At 37.8% G+C, this 21,084-nt stretch carries 22 protein-coding genes and 1 tRNA gene; 5 read left to right on the top strand and 18 right to left on the bottom strand.

Annotated features, from left to right (window positions below):
* The 11 genes from yihA to CCS77_RS06745 all read right to left on the bottom strand — a co-directional run bounded on the left by yihA (nucleotide 1) and on the right by CCS77_RS06745 (nucleotide 9,291).
* Nucleotides 1-612: a ribosome biogenesis GTP-binding protein YihA/YsxC gene (yihA, locus tag CCS77_RS06695; protein WP_004317590.1), complete on the bottom strand. Its 612-nt coding sequence runs from the start codon at nucleotides 610-612 to the stop codon at nucleotides 1-3.
* Nucleotides 609-1,085 (bottom strand): lipopolysaccharide transport periplasmic protein LptA, encoded by a 477-nt coding sequence (lptA, locus tag CCS77_RS06700; RefSeq protein WP_021086410.1) that lies wholly within the window; start codon nucleotides 1,083-1,085, stop codon nucleotides 609-611. The genes yihA and lptA overlap by 4 nt, the downstream gene beginning before the upstream one ends.
* Nucleotides 1,058-1,585, bottom strand: a complete 528-nt coding sequence (gene lptC / locus CCS77_RS06705; RefSeq protein ID WP_021086384.1) for an LPS export ABC transporter periplasmic protein LptC — start codon at nucleotides 1,583-1,585, stop codon at nucleotides 1,058-1,060. The genes lptA and lptC overlap by 28 nt, the downstream gene beginning before the upstream one ends.
* Entirely contained in the window at nucleotides 1,576-2,064 is a 489-nt protein-coding gene (locus tag CCS77_RS06710) for a KdsC family phosphatase (protein WP_107916938.1), read from the bottom strand. Before CCS77_RS06710 ends, lptC begins: the two co-directional genes overlap by 10 nt.
* A complete protein-coding gene (gene hisB, locus CCS77_RS06715; protein WP_035142991.1) occupies nucleotides 2,061-2,636 on the bottom strand; it encodes an imidazoleglycerol-phosphate dehydratase HisB in 576 nt (191 codons plus the stop codon). The genes CCS77_RS06710 and hisB overlap by 4 nt, the downstream gene beginning before the upstream one ends.
* Before the next feature lie 15 nt (nucleotides 2,637-2,651).
* Nucleotides 2,652-3,512, bottom strand: a complete 861-nt coding sequence (locus CCS77_RS06720) for a septal ring lytic transglycosylase RlpA family protein (RefSeq protein ID WP_009294185.1) — start codon at nucleotides 3,510-3,512, stop codon at nucleotides 2,652-2,654.
* Nucleotides 3,499-4,710, bottom strand: coding sequence for a lytic transglycosylase domain-containing protein (locus tag CCS77_RS06725; protein ID WP_012140081.1), 1,212 nt, complete (start codon nucleotides 4,708-4,710; stop codon nucleotides 3,499-3,501). The genes CCS77_RS06720 and CCS77_RS06725 overlap by 14 nt, the downstream gene beginning before the upstream one ends.
* A 65-nt stretch (nucleotides 4,711-4,775) precedes the next feature.
* Nucleotides 4,776-5,561 carry a TatD family hydrolase gene (locus tag CCS77_RS06730; RefSeq protein ID WP_107916939.1) on the bottom strand — a complete coding sequence of 262 codons (786 nt, stop codon included), beginning with the start codon at nucleotides 5,559-5,561 and terminating at the stop codon, nucleotides 4,776-4,778.
* Nucleotides 5,558-6,814: a GGDEF domain-containing response regulator gene (locus CCS77_RS06735; RefSeq protein WP_107916940.1), complete on the bottom strand. Its 1,257-nt coding sequence runs from the start codon at nucleotides 6,812-6,814 to the stop codon at nucleotides 5,558-5,560. Before CCS77_RS06735 ends, CCS77_RS06730 begins: the two co-directional genes overlap by 4 nt.
* A gap of 88 nt (nucleotides 6,815-6,902) precedes the next feature.
* The gene (locus CCS77_RS06740; protein WP_201741703.1) at nucleotides 6,903-8,423 is read right to left on the bottom strand and encodes an AAA family ATPase; all 1,521 of its coding nucleotides are present in this window, start codon (nucleotides 8,421-8,423) and stop codon (nucleotides 6,903-6,905) included.
* Entirely contained in the window at nucleotides 8,416-9,291 is an 876-nt protein-coding gene (locus CCS77_RS06745; RefSeq protein ID WP_103633355.1) for an NAD(+) kinase, read from the bottom strand. Before CCS77_RS06745 ends, CCS77_RS06740 begins: the two co-directional genes overlap by 8 nt.
* A gap of 92 nt (nucleotides 9,292-9,383) precedes the next feature.
* On the opposite strand from CCS77_RS06745, the gene aspS reads away from it, so the two are divergent.
* From aspS to CCS77_RS06770, 5 genes are all read left to right on the top strand, one after another.
* A complete protein-coding gene (aspS, locus tag CCS77_RS06750) occupies nucleotides 9,384-11,141 on the top strand; it encodes an aspartate--tRNA ligase (RefSeq protein WP_107916941.1) in 1,758 nt (585 codons plus the stop codon).
* A gap of 183 nt (nucleotides 11,142-11,324) precedes the next feature.
* Complete coding sequence (locus CCS77_RS06755; protein ID WP_004317610.1) at nucleotides 11,325-11,894, top strand: adenylate kinase; 570 nt, start codon at nucleotides 11,325-11,327, stop codon at nucleotides 11,892-11,894.
* A gap of 189 nt (nucleotides 11,895-12,083) precedes the next feature.
* Nucleotides 12,084-12,338 (top strand): NirD/YgiW/YdeI family stress tolerance protein, encoded by a 255-nt coding sequence (locus CCS77_RS06760; protein ID WP_343287517.1) that lies wholly within the window; start codon nucleotides 12,084-12,086, stop codon nucleotides 12,336-12,338.
* A 69-nt stretch (nucleotides 12,339-12,407) separates the two neighbouring features.
* The gene (gene ppa, locus CCS77_RS06765; protein WP_009294194.1) at nucleotides 12,408-12,926 is read left to right on the top strand and encodes an inorganic diphosphatase; all 519 of its coding nucleotides are present in this window, start codon (nucleotides 12,408-12,410) and stop codon (nucleotides 12,924-12,926) included.
* 124 nt (nucleotides 12,927-13,050) lie between these two features.
* Nucleotides 13,051-13,127 (top strand) — tRNA-Ile (locus CCS77_RS06770).
* Between the two features lie 117 nt (nucleotides 13,128-13,244).
* Here CCS77_RS06770 and CCS77_RS06775 read toward each other — a convergent pair.
* Genes CCS77_RS06775 through CCS77_RS06800 form a run of 7 tightly spaced genes read right to left on the bottom strand, consistent with a single transcriptional unit; the run spans nucleotide 13,245 to nucleotide 21,083 of the window.
* Nucleotides 13,245-13,904, bottom strand: coding sequence for a M48 family metallopeptidase (locus CCS77_RS06775; protein ID WP_107916942.1), 660 nt, complete (start codon nucleotides 13,902-13,904; stop codon nucleotides 13,245-13,247).
* Nucleotides 13,897-16,707 (bottom strand): type I restriction endonuclease subunit R, encoded by a 2,811-nt coding sequence (locus CCS77_RS06780; protein ID WP_236635253.1) that lies wholly within the window; start codon nucleotides 16,705-16,707, stop codon nucleotides 13,897-13,899. The genes CCS77_RS06775 and CCS77_RS06780 overlap by 8 nt, the downstream gene beginning before the upstream one ends.
* Before the next feature lie 44 nt (nucleotides 16,708-16,751).
* Nucleotides 16,752-16,970, bottom strand: coding sequence for a hypothetical protein (locus CCS77_RS10670; RefSeq protein ID WP_236635254.1), 219 nt, complete (start codon nucleotides 16,968-16,970; stop codon nucleotides 16,752-16,754).
* A 14-nt stretch (nucleotides 16,971-16,984) separates the two neighbouring features.
* Nucleotides 16,985-17,860 (bottom strand): hypothetical protein, encoded by an 876-nt coding sequence (locus CCS77_RS06785; protein WP_107916943.1) that lies wholly within the window; start codon nucleotides 17,858-17,860, stop codon nucleotides 16,985-16,987.
* A complete protein-coding gene (locus tag CCS77_RS06790) occupies nucleotides 17,861-18,382 on the bottom strand; it encodes a hypothetical protein (RefSeq protein WP_021086446.1) in 522 nt (173 codons plus the stop codon).
* Nucleotides 18,379-19,596: a restriction endonuclease subunit S gene (locus CCS77_RS06795; protein WP_107916944.1), complete on the bottom strand. Its 1,218-nt coding sequence runs from the start codon at nucleotides 19,594-19,596 to the stop codon at nucleotides 18,379-18,381. The genes CCS77_RS06790 and CCS77_RS06795 overlap by 4 nt, the downstream gene beginning before the upstream one ends.
* On the bottom strand, nucleotides 19,593-21,083 hold the full coding sequence (locus CCS77_RS06800) for a type I restriction-modification system subunit M (RefSeq protein WP_107916945.1): 1,491 nt from the start codon (nucleotides 21,081-21,083) through the stop codon (nucleotides 19,593-19,595). The genes CCS77_RS06795 and CCS77_RS06800 overlap by 4 nt, the downstream gene beginning before the upstream one ends.
* Between the last annotated feature and the right edge of the window lies 1 nt (nucleotide 21,084).

The following is a 21,084-nucleotide window of genomic DNA, read 5'->3' on the forward strand; positions in this document are numbered from 1 at the left end:
TTACCTACCAAGAGCGTGGTTTATGATAGCTTCCCGTGCCTTGTCGATGCCGCTTTTGCTGAGTGTCGAGACCAAAATACCACTTGGGTCAAATTTCATTATCGCACTCTTTTGGCTTTGATTTAGCTTGTCGCTTTTTGTGTATAAATTTAAGATTTTCTGATCAGCTCTTAAAAAGCTTTTTAGGTAAGAATCCACGTTTACGTCGATGTCTAAGTCAAAATGTCTAGCGTCGATTAGATGTATAAAAAGTCTGATGTCGCTTCTAAATTTCAAAAACTCATCTAAATTTTTACGCCACTCGTCGTGTTTTGACTTTGCAACTTTTGCGTAGCCAAAACCTGGTAGATCAACCAAGATGAGTTTAAATTTCTCTTTTTCACTCTCTTCTTTTTCCTCACAAAACTCAGCCTCAAAGAAATTTATAAGCTGCGTTTTGCCAGGAGTTGATGAGCTTTTGGCTAAATTTTTTTGATTTACAAGTGCGTTTATGAGGCTGCTTTTACCAACATTTGACCTACCCAAAAAGACCACCTCGCTTGTCACAAAGCTTGGAGCCTCCTTTATGCTTGGGCTTGATGTGATAAATTTAGCGCTCAAGGCTCTTATCACTTGGTTTTATCCTCGATCTGAAAGATAAATTTAACCGGCTTTTTCTCGTCGCTATTTACGCTATATGTGCCATCTTTTTGATTGACAACGATCTTTTCACCATAGACATTTTTATCAGTCTCTACCTCGTGCAAGTAACCGTTGCCAGTTACTGTGTATGTCTGCTTTGCTGGCTCGTACGTGAGCGTATCGCCCTTGCCGTCATAGTGCTTATCTTTCATGAAAATTTTAGCTCTAGCGTTGCCTGTGGCTACATATTTTACTGGCTGGCGCTTTTTATCAAAATGCACAACGACTTTGTTTGCCTTTAGCTCATCGTATGAGCCTTTTTTGATATTTACATTGCCTACAAATTCGCTGATCTGCTTGTTTTCGTCAGCAAAAAAATCATTTGATGTGATCTCGACCTGCTCTGCATTTAAAAATGTAAAGCCCAAAATCATCGCTAAAATCGCTGCTTTTCTTCTACCCATGCCCTTAACCCTTTTATCTGCGTTTGTTTTTTACCAAGATCGTAGCTTCCACTATCTCCCAGTGCTTTGTCGCCATTTCTAGTGATGGTGAAATTTGCCTCTGATCTTACTATTTTTGTCTTTGTGTTGTATATAACTTCATCGCTTTTAAATTTCAAACTATCGTTGTTTTCATAGTTTGCATTTTTTTGAAATATTATCTCGTCATTTTGCGAGATAGCCTTATCTGAGCTTAGAAAATGTCTTAAATTTCCCCTTAAAATTCTCGCTTTAAAGTCTAAAAATTCATCCCTGTCGCTATATCTGTTTAGCTCGTCACTCTCATAAACTCCGCTTATCTTTGTTGAGTTTATCTCATAATCAACCACGTCATTTACCTGCATATTTGATATCTTGGTATCAACCTTTAGCACGTTTGCTAGGTATGGGTCTTGAGCCGCTAAAAATATCATCACAGCACTAAAAATGGCCACGACGAAGTAGAAAATTTTTACAACCAACGCTTAGACCACTCGTCATATAAATTTTCTGATTTTATGATCAGCTCGATCATCTCTCTAACAGCGCCATTGCCGCCTTTGTGCTTTAGCTTTGTCTTTACATCAAGCTCTTTAATGGCATCTTTTGGCTTAAAGCTCCATGCAACTGCGTCTAAAATTTTATAGTCATTATAGTCATCGCCGATAGCTGCTGCGTTTTTAAAGCTAAGCCCTTCAAATTTTAATATCTCTCTTGCTACTTCAAATTTATCGCCAACGCCTTGATAGACGTGGTTTATCTTTAGATCCTCAGCCCTTCGCTCAACGATAGCCGACTTTCTGCCAGTGATGATAGCTACTTTCTTGCCAAGCTTTAGCCAGCTCTCTATCGCGTAGCCATCTTTTACATCAAAAAATTTAAGCTCTTCGCCGTTTGCATTGTAGATGATCTTGCCATCAGTGAGGCACCCATCAACGTCTAAAAATATAATCTCTATCATAAAACGCCCTTAGTGCTTGGAGTGCCGATCCTTGCGTTTTTGGCAAGCGCTCTGCGGAGTGCTACGGCAAATGATTTAAATGTTGCTTCGATGATGTGATGAGTGTTTTTGCCACGAATTTGATTTAGATGAAGAGTGATGGCTGAATTTATGGCAACTGCTCTAAAAAACTCCTCCACAAGCTCAGTGTCAAACTCGCCAACCTTGGCATTTTCATTAAAATTTTCATATACAAGGTAAGCCCTGTTGCTAAGATCTAGCGCGCAAAAAACAGCCGCCTCATCCATAACAACGCTCGCCTCGCCAAACCTCTCAACACCGCTTAATGGATATAAAGCCTCTTTTAAAAGTTGCCCCAAAACTATGCCTACATCCTCGACGCTGTGGTGAAAATCCACATGCGTGTCGCCCTTGCATGAAATTTCAAGATCGAGCAAAGAGTGCTTGGTAAAAGCTTCAAGCATATGGTCAAAAAAGCCAATGCCTGTGCTTATCTTTGCAACCCCAGAGCCATAAATTTTGAGCTTCATTGAGATTTGCGTCTCTTTTGTATTTCTAGTTAGTTCTAAAATGTCCTCTCTCACGCCCTAACCTCTTACTATAAATGCGCCTTGGAATTTACCGCTTCTTGCGTAATCCCTAGCCTCGTCCTCGCTTCTAAAGCCATTTAAAAATACCCTATAAATGGTTGAGCCATCTATCGTAAATGTCTTAACGACTGATCTATAACCATCTATGCTTTTATGCTCTCTTTGGTATCTGTTTGCGCCTTCAAGGTTCTTAAACGAGCCAATTTGTACCATAAAATCTCCACCCACAACGCGTTGCTCTGATGAGATCACGATGCCGCCAACTGGAGCTGTTGGAGAGACTGGATTTGGCACTTTTATGCCAGTGCTTGTTGGTTTTGTTGGTTGCGCGCTAGCGGTTGTAACGGCATTGATGTCTTCATTAAAGCCGATAACCTCCATACTAACTGGAGCTGTGCCGGTGCCGATGACATCAAGCTTCATCGCAGCTGCTTTTGAAAGGTCAAGCACCCTGTCAGCCACAAAAGGTCCTCTGTCATTTACGCGCACGATAACACTTTTTTGATTTCTTAAATTTGTTACTTTAAGTATTGTATTCATCGGCAAAGTCTTATGCGCCGCAGTCATATTATACATATTATAAACTTCGCCATTTGAGGTCGTTTTACCGTGAAAATTTGGACCATACCAGCTTGCCGTTCCGCTGGCTTTATCGCCGACACTTACGACGGTTGGATAGTAGGTTTTGCCATTTATGGTGTATGGTCTCATTGTTGCTTTTTGAACTGAGGCGGAGTTGTTGCCTCTTACATTAGTTGGGCCACTTGGAGTAAATGGAGCCCCGCTCCAAGAACAACCAGTGATTAAAAGTGTAAAACTTAGTCCTAAGTAGAAATTTAGGCTCTTACGGTATGACAATATTTGCTCCGACATTTAAATTTGAACTAGCCAAAGAATTTGCATCTTTTATATCTTTTTCACTTACGTTAAATTTCTTTGATAAAGATGCGATTGTATCGCCTGTTTGAACTACGTAGTTGTGAGATTTATTTTGAGTAGAAAAAGGGATTATTAGTTTTTGATTATAGCTTACTGCGTTTGTGCTAAGCTCGTTGTAGTCCTTGATCGCTCTGTGGCTAACGCCTGTTTTTTTAGAGATAGAAAGCAAGGTCTCGCCTTTTTTTACTGTGTATGCGTAGAAGTTATTTTTGCCATTAAATGGTTTGAAATTATCTGAGAAAAGTTGCTTTTTATTTTCAGGGATATAAACGTAATAATCTTTTAAAGTTGGAGGAGTAAATACAAATTTTAAATGTGGGTTATTACTTTTCATCTTTTTTGTGCTAAGACCGATGCTGTCGCCTATCTGAGCTAAATTTGTACCGCCTGGCACTTTTACTTTCGTAAGTCTTAATCCGCCATTTATGTTTAGCAAAGATGACTCTTTAGATATCAAAAAGTCCGCATCCTTTGCTATATATGCCGCTCTTAAAATTTTAATGATGAAATTTCTAGTTTCAGCTGGGAGGTATTTTTTCTCAGCATCAAGAAGTGTTACAAGATCGTCTGTACCAGCTTTTTGTATAGCTTTTTTTAATGCACCATCGCCGCAGTTATATGCCATTGCTGCCAAGTACCATTTGCCAAATTGATTTTTAAGTGATCTTAGATAGTTTGTAGCTGCGACAGTTGATTCAACCGGATCTTTTCTCTCATCGGTGTATTGCCCTACTTTTAGGCCATGAATTTTTGCTGTTTGCTCCATAAACTGCCACATACCAGTAGCTTTAGCATTTGAGACAGTATGATTAGAAAAGCCTGACTCTATCATAGCTAGATAGAAAAACGACTCAGGCACGCCTGATTTTTTGATCTGTTCTTTTATCATTGGTATATACATATAGCCATTTTTCAAGGCATCTGTAAATGTTCTTACCTGTGAGTTTTGTATGCCTTGTCTCATCTTTGCATAGTGAGAAGTTTTCATAAAGCTAGCATCGATATCTAGCTCCTTTAAAATTTTAACCTGAGTGTCGTAAGAGCTCTTCTCAGGGGCGTTTGCTAGTAGCAAGGTGCTACATGCAAATAATAAAAATATCTTAAGCATTGCTTTCATTTCTATCCTTTTTCGTGTCAAAGCTTAATGATGCTAGCATCTTAAGCAAGCACAATGCCCAAAATTTAGGCAAAGCACTTAAATAACCTTTTGGCATTATTTGAAGTCGTTTTGCAAACTACTTCAAATTCAAGGTTTAAAATTTCAGCTATCTTTTTAGCAACAAATGTCGTAAACGCCGGCTCATTTCTCTTGCCACGATTTGGTTCTGGCGTGAGATAAGGGGCGTCAGTCTCTATCAATACCCTATCAAAAGGAATTTTTGGCAGAATTTCAACTAAATTCTTAGCGTTTTTAAATGTCAAAACGCCACCTATGCCAAAGTAAAAATTCCCAAATTTGCAAAGCTCCAAAAGAAGTGGCGAGGCATTATAACAATGCAAAACTGCTCCAGCTTCAAGCTTTGGCGCATACTCTTTTAAGATGTTAAAAGAGTCCTCATTAGCCTCTCTGATGTGGAGGATAACGGGTTTTTTTAACTCAACAGCCAAATCTAGTTGAGCTAAAAAAACACGTTTTTGATCAGCTTTTTCTCTTAGCTTTTCTTCTTCATCTTTTGGCAAGCGGTAGTAGTCAAGACCACATTCGCCGATAGCCACACACTTTTTGTCTTTGGCAAATTCTCTCAAAGTCTCTATATCAAAATTTTCTTTATCATAAGGATGAACTCCAACGGCAAAGAAAATATCATTTTTTTCGTGCGCTATTTTAGCCGCTTTTGGTAAATCATTAATATCAGCTCCAGGGATAATAAAGCCTTTTAGCCCTAAATTTCTAGCTTCAGATAAAATTTGCTCTAGGTCAAAATCATAAACTTTGCTATCCAAATGGCAATGCGTATCTATAATCATAAAGCTATTTCTACCCTGTTTCTACCATTTTCTTTTGCGACATAAAGCGCTGAGTCGCAAGCTTCAAGCATATCATCTATCTCGCAGTGACCTTTTCCAAAAGATATGCCGATAGAGACGGTCACTCTTACGATCTTATCTTTTATATTTACCTCATTTTCAGCCACTTTTGCTCTTAAATTTACAAAAAATTTAATCGCCTCTTCTTTTGCTATCTTTTTAAGAACGACACAAAATTCCTCACCGCCAAACCTAGCGACCACATCTCTTCCTTTTGTGTTGTCAGTTAGTATCTTTGCGAGTGATTTTAGTATCTTGTCTCCACCATCGTGTCCGTATGTGTCATTTATCTTTTTAAAGTGATCTATATCAAGCATGGCAAATGCATAAGGCTCATCAAGCTCTTCAGCTGCTTGGACGTACTCTTCTATATCTTGATAGAAAAATCTTCTATTGTAAGCACCAGTTAAAAAGTCGCGGTTGGCAAAATTTGCTATCTTATTTATATTTTCCATCGCCTCAATGGTATTATTTACACGGCAAATGAGCTCTTCTTTTGAAAATGGCTTTGCTATAAAGTCGCTAGCTCCATTTTTTAAAAATATCGAAGCATCAGTCTTTTCGCTAGGCGAGGTCATCACGATCACACCAAGGTGGTTTTTATCTTTCTCTTTTCTCACCTCCTTTAAGACTTCTAAACCATCTTTAACAGGCATTCTATAGTCAGTTATGATTAAATTTATATCAGGATTATCAGCAAAATAGCTCATCGCCTCTTCGCCGTGAGCCGCTGCTAAAACCTTAAACTGAAGGCTAGTTAAGATTTTTTTTATCATATTTCTAAAAGGCAGTGAGTCCTCAACGACAAGGACTTTGTATTGTCTATTTTTGCTTAGTCTGTTTATCATTTGAAAGATATAGTTGATATCATCCATGTTGCCCTTATAGACGTAATCAACTATGTCTTTGTTTATAAAAAATTCTTTCGTCTTATCATCGATGCTACCAGTTAAAACGATAGCACAGAGCCCTTGAGCAAGGACATAATCAACGATCTCACCATTTGGTGCGTCAGGTAAATTTAGATCCAAGATAGTCATAAAATAATCTTTGCCGTGCTCACTAATTAGCATCTGGGCTTCGGCAAAATCATACGCAACGTCGATCGCCATATCCTCAATGCTCTTTTCCATCTGCATGACGATTAGCTTAGCAAGTGCCTTATTATCATCAACTACTAGAATTCTTTCCATATTATTCCTGCGATTTTTTATTAAACTAGCTCGGATTTTAACAAATAAACCTAATCACAAAGCTTAAATTTAAAACTTAAATTTCAAGCTATTTTAAAAGTCCTTTTGCAAAATTTATCGCCTCTTCGCTGATATGCTCGCCACTTATCATACGTGCAAGCTCATTTACACGCTCCTCTTTGTCAAGCTCTCTTACGACTGAGCTCTCGCCGTGACGCTCTACTAAAAAGTGCGAATTTGCTTTTGAGCTAAGCTGAGGCTGGTGCGAAATGGCAAAAATTTGATAGAAATTTGCAAGCTTAAGCAAGACATTTGCGATACTCATCGCCTCTTTTCCACTTAAATTTGCATCTATTTCGTCTAAAATGATGACATCACCGCCAGTTTTTGTGATCTCACTAGAGGCAGCTATAAAAGCCAGCCTTAAGCGGTTTAGCTCGCCTGAGCTTAAATTTTTAAGCGAGGTCTCGTTTAAATTTAAACAAATTTCATCAACTCCCAAGATATCAAGCTTTTTAGCCTCAATACTCAGCGTAATATCTGGCATATAAAGCTCTTTTAGGTATAAATTTATCATCGCCTCAAGCTCTTTTAAATTCACGCCCCTTGCCTTGCTTAAAGTGCCAGCCAGCTCATTTGCCTTTTTGCTTAAAATTTCAAATTTCTTCTCTAGCTCGCTCTTTTCAAAGCTTAAATTTTCATATCTGGCAAGCTCTTTTTCTTTTTTAGAAAGCGCTTCTAACGCCTCTTCTTCGCTGCCGTATCTTCTAATGATGGCATTAAGAGCCTCTATCCTATCAAGCACGCTCTCCACGTCGATATCGTCAAGCTCCTCCATATTTAGGCTATCTCTTGCGACCCTTAGCTCATTCATCGCATCTTCAAAAAAGCCGTTGTCAAGGTCGCTGATACTTAGCGCCTCATTTACGCTGTGCTCTAGCTCAAATATCCGCTCAGCCCTAGCCCACGCCTCATTTATCTTGTCTTTTTTACTAAGCCTTTTTTTAGTCTCCATAAGCTCTTCAAACTCGCCTTTTTTAGGCCCGACGCTTCTTATCTTCTCGATCTCAAAGCTAGCAAGCTCCTTTAGCTCCTCGACCTTTTTCTCTTCCTCTTTTATAGTGGCTAGCTCTTTTGAAATTTTAGAAAATTCCAAAAACACCTCTTCAAATTCCTGCTTTATCTCTTTAAATTTCTCATTTTTTGAAATTTCAAGCCTATCAAGCAAATTTAGAAATTTCTCATTTTCAAATTCATTCGCCTCTTTTGCCGAGAGATATTTGATATGCTCGCGCGCCACTTGGGCTAAATTTTTCTTTGAGATGGCTTGTTGATTTATAAAATACCTCGTGCTCTTATCTTTTAAAAGCTTAAAAATATTGAGCTCTTCGTTTTCTATGCCAAACTCATCAAGCTCAAATTTATGCTCCACGTCAGCTTCTATCAGCCTTGCCTCGCTATCTTTTAGCCCAAAAACAGCCATTATCGCGCTCATCAGCACCGACTTGCCAGCACCACTGACGCCCGTAAATACGCTAAGACCCTCTTTGAAATTTAGCTCAATATTTTTAAAATTTAGATAATCCTTAATCAAAATTCGATCAATCATTATAACCCCAGTGAAGTTTCTCTTTTAAAATTTGAAAATAATCCCTGCCAATATGGCGTATCAGCCTCGCTTTTTTGTCACTTAGACTCATGCTAACGGCTGAAATTTTACTCATATCAAAGCGGTCTTGTCCGTCTATGACTAAAATGGCGTCGCTATTTGTTCTAAATTTGACCGTGTGATTTTTCGTAAGCACGACTGGACGCTGCGTGAGCGAGTGCGAGCAGATGGGAGTTAGCGCAAAGACCTCGCTTAGTGGATAGATGATAGGGCCATTTGCGCTCATATTATATGCCGTAGTTCCTGCTGGAGTTGCCACTATGACGCCGTCCCCGTAATATGAGTTAAAATACTTTTCATTTAAAAGTGCCTCGATATGCGTCATAGAGCCACCATTTTTACTAACGATGACCGCGTCGTTAAACGCTATCTTTTTCTCAGTTTTGCCATCATTTTTATGAAGCGTAACATCAAGCATAAAAGGCGTTTCTACCTCAAATTTATCATCAAAAAAGTCTTTAAAAAACTTCTCGCTCTCATTTATCGTGATATCTGTCAAAAAGCCGAGCCTGCCAGCATGTATGCCTAGGATGAGTGGCGAGATGTGAGCTAGCTTTCTGCAAGTTGATATGATCGTGCCATCGCCGCCAAGCGTGATAAGAAATTCGCACTCTTTGGCTAGTTTTATCAGCTCAAAGCCACTTTTTTCTACCTGCTTTGCACAGCTTTTTTCAAGCAAAATTTCTGCGTTATACTTTTTTAAAATTTTTTCTAGCTTTGCTAAATCCTGCTTAAATAATGGATAATCTTTAGCGATAAGTCCCACTTTTTTGGCGTTTGTAGTATTAAATTTTTGTTCATTTTTCATAGAAATGATTGTAACATATTTTATTTTAACAAAGCTTTTCAAAAGAAAAAAGCGATTATAATTGCCTAAAAAACATTGCAAAGGAGCATTTTATGCGAAGTCATTATTGCACCGATCTTAGCAAAGCTGATATCGGCAAAGAAGTAATACTTTGTGGCTGGGCAAACACATATAGAGACCACGGTGGCGTTGTTTTCATCGACTTAAGAGACGTTAGCGGGCTTATACAACTAGTTTGTGACCCTGCTGACAGCAAAGAAGCACACGACGTGGCTGCAAAAGTAAGAGATGAATATGTCTTAAAAGCAAAAGGAAAAGTAAGAGCTAGAGGCGAAGGACTAACCAATCCAAAGCTAAAAACTGGTGAGATAGAGGTGATAGTAAGCGAGCTCATCATCGAAAATCCAAGCGAGCCACTACCATTTATGATAGGCGATGAGAGCGTAAATGAGGACATCAGGCTAAAATACCGTTTTTTAGACCTTAGAAGCGAGCGCTTGCAAAATATCTTTAAAATGCGTTCTCGTGCGGCGATCGCAGCTAGAAACAGCCTAGATAAAATGGGCTTTATCGAGTTTGAAACTCCAGTTTTAACACGCGCAACTCCAGAAGGCGCAAGAGACTACCTAGTGCCAAGCCGTGTATATCCGGGCCAGTTTTACGCGCTTCCACAAAGCCCGCAGCTATTTAAACAGCTTTTGATGTGTTCTGGCTTTGATAAGTATTTTCAGATAGCAAAATGCTTCCGCGACGAGGACTTAAGGGCTGATCGCCAACCAGAATTTACTCAAATAGATATCGAAATGAGCTTTGTCGAGCAAGAAGATATCATAAATATGGCTGAGACGATGCTAAAAGATATCTTTAAAGCCTGCGGACACGATATCAAAACGCCATTTAGACGTATGAGCTACAAAGAGGCGACCGAGACTTACGGCTCAGACAAGCCTGATCTTAGATATGATCTAAAAATGATCGATGTGATCGATATTTTTGAGCGCTCAAGCAATGAAATTTTTAGCGGAATCGCAAAAGATAAGAAGAAAAACCGCATAAAAGCGCTAAAAGTGCCAAATGGCGACAATATCTTTAGTAAGCGCGAGATGAATAGATTTGAGGAATTTGTACGTAAATTTGGCGCACAAGGTCTTGGCTACTTCCAGATGAAAAAAGATGGTTTAAAAGGCCCACTTTGCAAATTTTTCGAGCAAAGCGATCTTGACGAGATCGTCTCAAGATGTGAGCTAAAGGTTGGCGACGTCGTATTTTTCGGCGCTGGCAAGAAAAAGATCGTGCTTGATTATATGGGAAGATTTAGAATTTTCCTAGCAGAGCAAATGGGCATCATCGATCAAGATAGACTTGAGTTCTTATGGGTACTTGACTTCCCAATGTTTGAGCAAAATGACGATGGCAGCTACTCTGCGATGCACCACCCATTTACTATGCCAAAAAATATTGACGAGCCTGATCTTGAGGACATCCTCTCTATCGCTCACGACGTCGTACTAAACGGCTTTGAGCTTGGTGGCGGAAGTATAAGAATTCATAAAAATGACATCCAGCAAAAAGTATTTAAGCTTCTTGGCATAGATGAAGCAGAGCAGCGTGAGAAATTTGGCTTCTTGCTTGATGCTTTGACATTTGGTGCGCCTCCACATGGCGGTATCGCGATCGGCTTTGACAGGCTAAATATGCTTGTAAATAAAGCAAGCTCGATCCGCGACGTCATAGCCTTCCCTAAAACGCAGCGCGCTCAGTGCCCACTCACAAAGGCACCAAGCTACGCTAGCAACGAACAGCTTAGGGAGCTAGGACTAAGGATAAGAGAAAAAGAGCAAAAGGCTTAAATTTTTGCAATAAATTTAGACTTTTAGATGTCTAAATTTGAGTTATTTTAAAAATTTAAATTTTTGAGATGAATTTGGATGTTGTGTAGAAAATTTCATCCCAAAGCTAGACATATAGTCTGCTGCAGGGTGAAATTTTCAAACTCATTCAAAGGCGCTCAAAAAATATAAAAAAGGGAAAAAATGAAAAATTTATTTTTAATCATCGGCGCTCCAGGCAGCGGCAAAACAACAGACGCATCTATCATCGCACAGCATGATGAGAAATTTGCTCACTTTTCAACTGGCGATCTTTTAAGAGCTGAAGTCGCAAGTGGTAGCGAGCTTGGCAAGCTGATAGATGGCTTTATCTCAAAAGGAAATTTGGTCCCACTTGACGTTGTCGTAAATGCGATCGTCTCAGCTATCAAAAGCTCAAATAAATCAAACATCATAATCGACGGCTATCCAAGAAGCGTTGAGCAAATGACCGAGCTTGACAAAGTCTTAAGCGAGCAAGATGAAATTTCTCTAAAAGGTGTCATCGAAGTGGATGTTAGCGAAGATGTGGCAAGAGCTAGAGTGCTTGGCCGTGCAAGAGGTGCTGACGACAATAACGAAGTCTTTAACAACCGCATGAAAGTCTATCTTGATCCGATCAAACCTATCCGCAAATTTTACAGCGAAAAAGAGCTACTTCACGTAGTAAATGGCGAGCGTGGCATCGACGAGATCGTAGCTGACATCAAAAATTTACTAGCTAAACTCATATAATTCACAGACCTTGCATCAAAAGGTGCAAGGTTTTAAAACTTACCATTTATTAACACCAAAAATGTAATATCCTTTAAATTTAACAACCTTCAAAAAGGATAAAAATGAAAAAAAATCTTCATCGCTTCACTGGCTGCTAGCATCGCAATGGCTGGAGGCTTTGTCTCAAATCACAAAAGCTAAAATTTTATAAGCGTAAAAGAGGCTTTAAAACTAAATGACGATGCCAAAGTCGTATTTGAGGGCAAGATAAAGTCACACATCAAATCAGACAAATATGAATTTGTTGATAAAAATGGTGACGTTATCGTTGTTGAGATAGACAATAACAAGTGGGGCAATGTAACAGCTAACGAGGATACACTTTTAAGAATAAGAGGCGAAGTGGATAAAGAGCTTACAAAAACAAAGATCGACGTAGATAGCGTAGAGGTTATAAAGTAGTTAAATTTACGAGTATTTAATGCAAAAAATACTAAAATCACGAAAATTTCTAATAAAAAGGACAAATATATGGACGTTTCAAAGATAAAATTTGGCTCAAACCCAGACAAAATTAATGCCGTAATCGAAATACCTTATGGCTCAAATATCAAATACGAGATCGACAAAGATAGCGGTGCAGTCGTAGTTGATCGCGTGCTTTACTCAGCGATGTTCTACCCAGCAAACTACGGCTTTGTGCCAAACACACTAGCAGCTGACGGCGATCCAGCTGATATTTTGGTGCTAAACGAGTATCCACTCCAAGCTGGTAGCGTCATCCCTTGCCGTTTAATAGGCGTTTTGGTGATGGAGGATGAAGCAGGTATGGATGAGAAGCTTTTGGCTGTGCCAGTTACAAAGATCGATCCAAGATATGAGGCGATAAAAAGCTACGAAGATTTGCCAACTGCGACACTAAATAAGATCAAAAATTTCTTTGAAACTTATAAAATTCTTGAGCCAAACAAATGGGTTAAAGTGAAAGAATTTAAAGACGCAAACGCTGCAAAAGAGATTTTAGACGCTGCGATAAAAAATTATAAATAATTTATAAGCCCTATTTTAGGGCTTTTTCTTTTTAAATTTGCTCGTTTTTATACGCCATATTAAAAAGGCTATTTTTATATTTAGATAAGCTTTTTCTTGTATAATACGATTTTCTTTCAACTGTGGGTTCATAGCTCAGTTGGTTAGAGCATCCGGCTCATAACCGGATGGTCCCAGGTTCGAGTCCTGGTGAACCCACCACCTATTTCACTAACATCACAAGATCAAAAATTTTCGTCGTTTTTTATTTAAGTTTTAAAATATTTTTCAAAATTTAAAAATGCAAAATTTAAATATTCCAAAATTTAAGCTAAATTTTTAAGCTCTCTCTAAAATTTCCTTGCGTTTTTGCCAGTCAGGCATATAAAGCGTTAGATAGTCATAAAATTTCTTTGAGTGATCAGGATGGAGAAGATGCACTAGCTCGTGGAATACAACATACTCGATGCACGCTCTTGGCTTTTTGATAAGCTCTATGTTTAAATTTATATATGATTTATATGGATTGCAACTCCCCCATCTCGTCTTCATCTGCCTTATTTTTACGCTTTTGATATCTTGTTTTACTATCTTGTTAAACTCTTGCAAGATGTTAAAAAAATATAACGTCGCCTTTTCGTTATACCACTCATAGACCAAATTTCTTTTTCGCTCTAGGTCGTTTTTATCTTTTACAAAGAGCTCTAGATAGCCCCTTTGTAGCTTTACGCGCTCCTCTTTAGACTGTACCACTTTAAGCCTATAACTTCGCCCAAGATACTTAAAATCCTCGCCGCTTACGTACTCTTTTTGTGGCGTCTTAAACGAGGCAAAAAACGCGCGCTTTTGCGCTATCCACTTGGCTCTTTTTTCTATGATAAATTTTATATGCTCATCGCTTGCCGTTTTTGGCGCGGTTAGGATAGCTTCGCCATTTGGTCTAACTTTTAAAGTGATATTTTTTACGTCTTTTCGGACGATTTTTACGCCTTCAAGCATAAAAACTTATCCCTATGCCTCGGATAGTTTGGTAAATTTTCTCTTTCTCATCGATAGAAACGTCGTATTCGTCCTCTATCTCCCAAAGAGCGTCTTCCATCTGGCTTGTTATCTCGTTTTCTACGTCTTTATTTTTGTGCCATTCTGGTTTTTTAGAGGCTTTTTCATAAATTTCATAAAATTTCAAGCTCAAATTTTTAGCTACCACCTCGACATCCGCAAGCCCCACATCGCCCAAAATATCAAGTAAATTATCATAAATAGCAAACAAAATTTTATTAGCATTAAATTCTTTTGGATACCTGTCTTCATTTGATTTTAAAGCACCTGTTATAAGGTCTTTTAGTAGTTTTGCTTTGGTAAGTTTTTCTTCCTCGCTTAGCCTTTTTGCTTTATACTCGTCGATGATATCTTGTATTTGCTGCGCTATTGATTTATAAAATGCTGGATTTGAGTCCATTTTCTCTTTTACCACCGCGCTTACGGCGCTGATGATCGTATCAGCCTTTGCGTTTTTACCCTCGACCCTTTGCACCTCATCGTCAAATTCCGTTTCAAAGATATTTACGAGCTTCGTAAGCTCATTGACCCCTTGTGCATTTATGTAAGTATCGAGCAGCTTTTGCATCTGCGCTTCGTATTTGCCAAAGTCACAAGCCTCGTGATACCTTAGCTGCACAGCCTTTCTTAGCTCGTTATAAAATTTAACCTTTTGTTTATAGGCTTTTATCTCCTCGTCGCTTAAGATATCGCAAATTTTCTCACTCGAAAGCGCTAGTTTAAACGCCCTAGCAAACTGCGATAACCACTCTTTAAAGTCATCTCGTTTTTGCACGTCCTCTAAAACCGCCACGTAGCTCTCCAAATCATCTTTAAATTTAACGCTACTAAAAAGATCATCCAGATGAGTATAGTAAGTCTTAGCCTTTATGATCCCGCTTCTTACGTCTATCACAGCTCCAGTTATATCTTCTGGATCAAAGCCGCTTAGCGACGCATAGCTAGTAAGCGCCTGATCAAGCTCGCCCAAAAGCCCTCTATAATCAATAATGTAGCCATAATCTTTTCCGTCATAAAGCCTATTTACTCTAGCTATAGCTTGGAGCAAATTATGCTCTTTTAGCTGTTTATCTATATAAAGCGTGCTTGCTCTTGGCGCGTCAAATCCAGTTAAAAGTTTATCCACGACGATAAGCAGGTCTATCTCGTCGCCGTAAATAAATTCATCCTTCACATGTTTTAGATACTCTTCCTCGCTGCCGTAGCCCCTTATAGTATCTTGCCACGCCTTTGCGACATACTCTTTATGCCCGCCCTCAAGCTCCTCGTGCTCATTACTTGATATCACATAGGCACTTTTTATCTCTCCAAATTCTTCAAATATCTCATGATATTTTATAGCGTCATATTTTCTTTGCGTTGCCAGCATCGCCTTAAAGCCACTTTCTTTCAAAGTCTTTTTGATGTGTTCATTTATATCCACAGCTATTAGCTCCAGCCTTTGCTCGCTTGATGCCACACGCTCAAACCTCGCCCACTTTTGCTGCAAGTCCCTTTTTGCTTCATCGCCAAGCTCTCTTGATATGAGGTCAAATTTCCTAGTTAGCCCCTCAGGGTCTAGCACCTCTTGACCCACGTATCGCCCTTCATAAAGTAGTGGCAACACAGCTCCGTCTTTTACCGCGTCATCTATCGTATATCTATGAATTTCCCCACCAAATTTAGCAAAGCTGTTTTTCTCACGCTTTAAAAGCGGCGTACCAGTAAATCCTATATAACAAGCAAGAGGCAACGCCTTTTTCATAGCCTTATGCAGATCGCCACCTTGCGTGCGGTGGCTCTCATCCACTAGCACAAATATATCGCTATCTCTTATCACTACCTTTTGGTTTTTCACCTTTTCAAATTTATGCACAAGCGTAGTTATCACGCTAACGCCACTTTGTAGCTTTTCTATCAGATCGCTTCCGCTACTTGCTCGTCCTGCTTTTACGTCCGTGTTTTCAAAGGTCTCATGTATCTGCCCGTCTAGATCTATCCTGTCAGTTACTACGATGATCTTTGAGTTTATATAAATTTGCTTTAAAAGCTTTGTTAGCATCACCATCGTGAGCGACTTGCCGCTTCCTTGCGTGTGCCAGATGAGTCCGCCCGCTCTTACGCCGTCCTTTATCATTGATACTCTCTTTAGCGTCTCTTCGATAGCGAAGAACTGCTGATATCTGCAAACCTTTTTCATTTTCTTATCAAACACTATATAGTGCCTAACTAGCCTTAGCAGCCTATCTTTAGATAGTAGCGCAAAGAGCATCATATCAAGCGCGCTCACCTCTCTACCATTTATCAAGCTCTTTAAGCTCTCTTTTACCTTAGCTTCATCTTGCTCTTTCCACACACTATAAAATTTAAACGGCGTGCCAGTAGTACCGTATCTTGCTCCACTGCCGTTTGCCGCGATAGTTAGCTGGATGTATTTAAAAAGGTGCGTTATCTCATCTTTACCCTGCTCTTTTTCAAGCTGTTTTATGCCGTTTTCAAAGCTCACGCTTGATTTTTTAAGCTCGATCACGACTATTGGTATGCCGTTTATAAAAAGCACAAGATCAGGCCTTCTGTGTTTTTGTGCATCGCTCTGGCTTACTCTACTTACTTCAAATTCTTCCGTTACGTAAAAGTCGTTGTTTTGCAAATTTTCAAAGTCTATAAATTTAAAAGAGAAGCTCCTCCTCGTCCCATCTTCTAAATTTTCCTCCAAACTGGTGCCAAGCAAGAGTAAATTTGTGATCCTTTCGTTTGCGACCATTAGCCCTTCGTTTAAAGATACCCCAGCTAGCTCATCGACCGCTTTTAAACGCTACTTTGGCTAAATTTATACCTCTTGCCCTTATACTCATAGCCGTTTATCTCGCCAAGCTTTTGGGTCAAAATTTCCCTAAACAAAACCTCGCTTGATTTACCGCCGCGAAGCTTTAAATTTTCCTCTCTACTTACAAATTTATAGCCCAAGCTTTGAAGCAAATTTATGCTATTTTGCTGGATTTTGCTTTCTGAAGTATCTGGGGTCATTTGGCGTCCTTTATCTATTTTAGCTCTTTATACGAATTATTCACTCTTGTTTTCTTTGTTATTTCCGTAATTGTGTAGCACTCTTGTAAAATATTGACTATATGTTTTAGTTTTGTATCGGTATCTATAGCGAGATTAGAGAATCTTGAATTTACTTTAAAATCATTCAATATTACAGGAAATTTTTTTATATACTTTTTTAGCTCTTTATCTTTTCCAACAAAGTTTTCTAGCATATTATTGTCTAAAATATATTTTATCTTTTTACTATTTATTGAACCTATTTTAAAATTATTATTTATAGAGAATAACGGTATTTTGCCTGTTAAATTTTCTTTAAATGTTTTTAATTCTTTACTTGTTGCTTCTCTATAATATTCCATAAAATTTTTATCAAGCAAAGTTAGTGTTTCAAATTTTTTAAAATAAACCTTTTTACTTGAAACATCTATTATTAAATCTTTATCTTGGCGTATTTCGACTACATCTTCATGAAATTCATATTCTACACAGTTGTTAAAGAATTTCATAAATGAGCTTGTTTTCAAAATTGCACTATTGTATACTCTTTGAACATTTATAATATTTTCGTCCGAATACATAAAAAATTTCACTTTTTTCATATATTCTTTATTTAGGCTTTCTAAATCTAAATAATTATTAAAGCTTTTTACTATTTCCTCTATAATCTCAGAGTCAGAGTAGCTTAAATAAAACCACTCCTCATCTTCAAGCTTATATAAAATATTTTCCACAAAAGAGACACTATTACTATTTGGAAGAGAGGTATCAAAAAATTTTTGATTATTATCCCTCATTAAGTCTAGGTTATCTTTTTGCATTTCTAACTTATATGCATTTTTACCATTAAACGCCATTATACTTTTCATTTAATCTCCTTCTTTATATAAATATGTATGCTCATCTACAGATATAAGCTCTTCAAATTCTAATTTTTTGATTTTTTTATACTCTCTTTTTCTGCTCATTATTAAGATAGATTCTGTCTCATCCGTCTCTATTTTATAAATTACATACCCAAGTAAAAACAAAGTAGGATTGAGATAGCCAACGTTATTCATATAAAATAACCAAAATAAAACACATACAATAATTATAAAATATACAAATTCATACTCTGCATAATGCTTTAGACTAAATGCCACAACACATACTGCAAAAAACGCAGGCACATACTCGCTATATGCCGGATATATCTTTGATATATTGTGTTTCCCGGACAGACATATTTTGCACCGCCTAAAAACAATTATAGGAAGTAAATTTATCCCTATAAAGATCAAAACAAATATCAAAAAACTTACTGAACTAATTTCAAATACTTTTTTATCTAAAACATAAAGCAAAATAGCCCAAGAAAAAGATGATAAATTTAAAAGTAGTTTTATCATTTTACCCTTACCTTTCCGCTTAGTAGTTTTTGCATCAAGCCTTGTTTTTGTTTTTTCAAATTTTCAAGCTTTAATTTTAGTAAATTTATCTCATCATCGCAAGCCGTTAAAACCTCTGCGATTTTTTGTTGCTCTTTTAAATTTGGAAAATTAATAAAAACATTTTGAAAATCACTTATTGACAATGTATATCTTGTAATGCCTTGTGACAACCTTGCAAATTGCTTTAATATCTTGTCTTGATTAAATACATATCCTAAAAAAACAATATCATTTTTTATATCTAACCTAAATCTAACCAAGTGATAACTAAATAGTGTATTTGGCATATCACTTAAAATAACCGCTGAATGACCTATATCGTCTGGCGTTTCAGATGATGGAGTAAATAAAACATCACCTTTTGCCAACGATAAATTTTCTATTTCACGATTACTTGCTGATGTTTGAGATAGTTTAAGATTAGAATTTATATGTGTATTTCTATAAACATCCATGTAATTTACTAAATTTACAATACATTCATCTTTTTGAATAATCTTATCTACACTACTTGTTTTAAATACACCTATATTTCCCAGCTTTGTTTCTTTCCACTCATCTTTGAACTGGAGAAAGCGGATTTTGGCTGTGAGTAAATTTTGCATAAGAGCTTTTTTAAACTGCTTTTTGCTTTCTATCAAATTTATAGTTAAATTTATAGCCTCATCCCAAGTAGATAAAATTTCCGCTATCTTTTCTTGCTCGTCCAATGGCGGAAGTGGAATTTTAAAATTTAATAAATTACCATTATTGATTGAATTTATCGTTGCCCCAAGATCGTTTTTTACTTGTTTAAAAAATGTATTTGTTTTAAAGATATGTATCAAGAATAAATTATAGTTGCTTCGAAAAATAGCCATAAACGCACCAAATGCTAAATCCTTATATTTTTCTGTAATTAATGCACTTTTACCAATTAAATTTTTACTACCATTTCTCACGCAAATTAAAATATCATTTTCTAGCGTTTTATTAAATTTTGATATGCCTTTTACATATACATCATCATTATTAAGAACAATAGAATTATTATTTATGTTTGATGAGCGTAAGACCAACAATCCATTATTTGAAACATTATCAGGACTATACGTCAATCCATTTATCACTTTACCAATTTCCCCAAGCTTCACGACCTTCCATCCGCTTGGTAAATTCTTAAATTCGCTCATAGCCCAAGCTCCGCAAGATACTCGCTCATCTTGCTTTGAACGCTTTTTAGCTCGGCTTCTAGGCGTGAAATCTCAGCCTTTGTAGCCTCGATATCCACAGGCTCTTCTTCTTCAAAGGTATCGACGTAGCGAGGGATGTTTAGGTTGTAGTCATTCTCTTTTATCTCACTAAGGCTTGCTAGGTGGGAGTATTTTTCTATCTCGCTTCTATTTTTATAGGTAGCGACTATCTTTTTGATATTTTGCTCGGTTAGTGAGTTTTGGTTTTTGCCTTTTTCAAATTCTTTGCTAGCATCGATAAATAGCACATCTTCGTTTGCGCGGTTTTTCTTAAAAATGAGTATGCAAGCAGGGATGCTCGTGCCGTAAAATAAATTTGCCGGTAGTCCGATAACGGCGTCTAGTAAATTTTCTTCGATCAGCTTTTGGCGTATCTTGCCCTCATTTGCCCCGCGAAATAGTACTCCATGCGGAAGCACGACGCCCATTTTACCGTTGTTGTTTAGACTTTTTATCATGTGCACGACAAATGCGTAGTCGCCCTTGCTCTTTGGCGGCAAAGCGTAGCTAGCAAATCTCATAAAAGGATCGTTCACGGCAAAGTCAGCACCCCATTTATCTAGGCTAAAAGGGGGATTTGCCACGACTATATCAAATGTCTTTATGAGGTTATCTTGTAGATGAAGCGGGTTTCTGATCGTGTCGCCCCACTCGATCACGGCGTCATTTATCTCGTGTAAGAACATATTCATCTTGCAAAGTGCGTGAGTTTGTCCGTTTTTCTCCTGTCCATAAAGGCGGAAATTTTTGCTGCCGATCTCTTTTGAAGCCTTGATAAGAAGTGAACCCGAACCGCAAGTAGGATCGTAGATCATATCGCCCTCTTTTGGCTCAACCAGCTTTGCAAGAAGCGTCGAAACCTCGCTTGGCGTGTAAAACTCTCCGCCTTTTTTGCCAGAGTCACTTGCAAAGTAAGCTATAAGATACTCATATGCGTCGCCTATTATGTCGTTGCCCTCAAGCATAGAAGGGCGAAGATCTAGCCTAGCGTCACTAAAGTCTTCAAGCAAATTTTTCAAGATAGCGTTTCTCTCTTTTGTATCGCCGAGCTTGTTTTTGTTATTAAAATCGATGCTTCTAAAGATACCCTCAAGCTTATCTTTATTGTCTTCTTCGATCTTTTCTAGAGTTTTGTTCATTATCTCGCCTAAATTTACCGCTTCTTTGTGCGCCAAAAGATACTCAAAGGTGCAACTCTCATCAAGCTTAAATTTCTCTTTCTTTAGCTTTGCTTCGATCCTATCACTCTTATCGCCATATTCGGCTTTAAGCAATTCAAGCTTTTCTTTATAAAAATCAGATAGATACTTAACAAAAAGCATCGTTAAGACATAGTCTTTATAATCGCTTCCGTCCATCGTGCCGCGAAATGTGTCGCAAGCCTTCCAAACGACGTTATTTGTGGCATCTTGTGTGGTCTTTTGCATC

This window comes from Campylobacter concisus (genome assembly GCF_003048375.1).
Classification (GTDB): domain Bacteria; phylum Campylobacterota; class Campylobacteria; order Campylobacterales; family Campylobacteraceae; genus Campylobacter_A; species Campylobacter_A concisus_T.

Excerpts from the sequence above, each read along its gene's own strand:
- CCS77_RS10670 (WP_236635254.1), bottom strand. The coding sequence starts at position 16,970 with ATGACCCCAGATACTTCAGAAAGCAAAATCCAGCAAAATAGCATAAAT.
- CCS77_RS06780 (WP_236635253.1), bottom strand. The coding sequence starts at position 16,707 with ATGGTCGCAAACGAAAGGATCACAAATTTACTCTTGCTTGGCACCAGT.
- CCS77_RS06735 (WP_107916940.1), bottom strand. The coding sequence starts at position 6,814 with ATGGAAAGAATTCTAGTAGTTGATGATAATAAGGCACTTGCTAAGCTA.
- CCS77_RS06775 (WP_107916942.1), bottom strand. The coding sequence starts at position 13,904 with ATGCTTGAAGGCGTAAAAATCGTCCGAAAAGACGTAAAAAATATCACT.
- CCS77_RS06800 (WP_107916945.1), bottom strand. The coding sequence starts at position 21,083 with ATGCAAAAGACCACACAAGATGCCACAAATAACGTCGTTTGGAAGGCT.
- CCS77_RS06730 (WP_107916939.1), bottom strand. The coding sequence starts at position 5,561 with ATGATTATAGATACGCATTGCCATTTGGATAGCAAAGTTTATGATTTT.
- CCS77_RS06745 (WP_103633355.1), bottom strand. The coding sequence starts at position 9,291 with ATGAAAAATGAACAAAAATTTAATACTACAAACGCCAAAAAAGTGGGA.
- CCS77_RS06725 (WP_012140081.1), bottom strand. The coding sequence starts at position 4,710 with ATGAAAGCAATGCTTAAGATATTTTTATTATTTGCATGTAGCACCTTG.
- CCS77_RS06795 (WP_107916944.1), bottom strand. The coding sequence starts at position 19,596 with ATGAGCGAATTTAAGAATTTACCAAGCGGATGGAAGGTCGTGAAGCTT.
- aspS (WP_107916941.1), top strand. The coding sequence starts at position 9,384 with ATGCGAAGTCATTATTGCACCGATCTTAGCAAAGCTGATATCGGCAAA.
- CCS77_RS06785 (WP_107916943.1), bottom strand. The coding sequence starts at position 17,860 with ATGAAAAGTATAATGGCGTTTAATGGTAAAAATGCATATAAGTTAGAA.
- CCS77_RS06740 (WP_201741703.1), bottom strand. The coding sequence starts at position 8,423 with ATGATTGATCGAATTTTGATTAAGGATTATCTAAATTTTAAAAATATT.
- CCS77_RS06755 (WP_004317610.1), top strand. The coding sequence starts at position 11,325 with ATGAAAAATTTATTTTTAATCATCGGCGCTCCAGGCAGCGGCAAAACA.
- ppa (WP_009294194.1), top strand. The coding sequence starts at position 12,408 with ATGGACGTTTCAAAGATAAAATTTGGCTCAAACCCAGACAAAATTAAT.
- CCS77_RS06790 (WP_021086446.1), bottom strand. The coding sequence starts at position 18,382 with ATGATAAAACTACTTTTAAATTTATCATCTTTTTCTTGGGCTATTTTG.
- lptA (WP_021086410.1), bottom strand. The coding sequence starts at position 1,085 with ATGGGTAGAAGAAAAGCAGCGATTTTAGCGATGATTTTGGGCTTTACA.
- CCS77_RS06710 (WP_107916938.1), bottom strand. The coding sequence starts at position 2,064 with ATGATAGAGATTATATTTTTAGACGTTGATGGGTGCCTCACTGATGGC.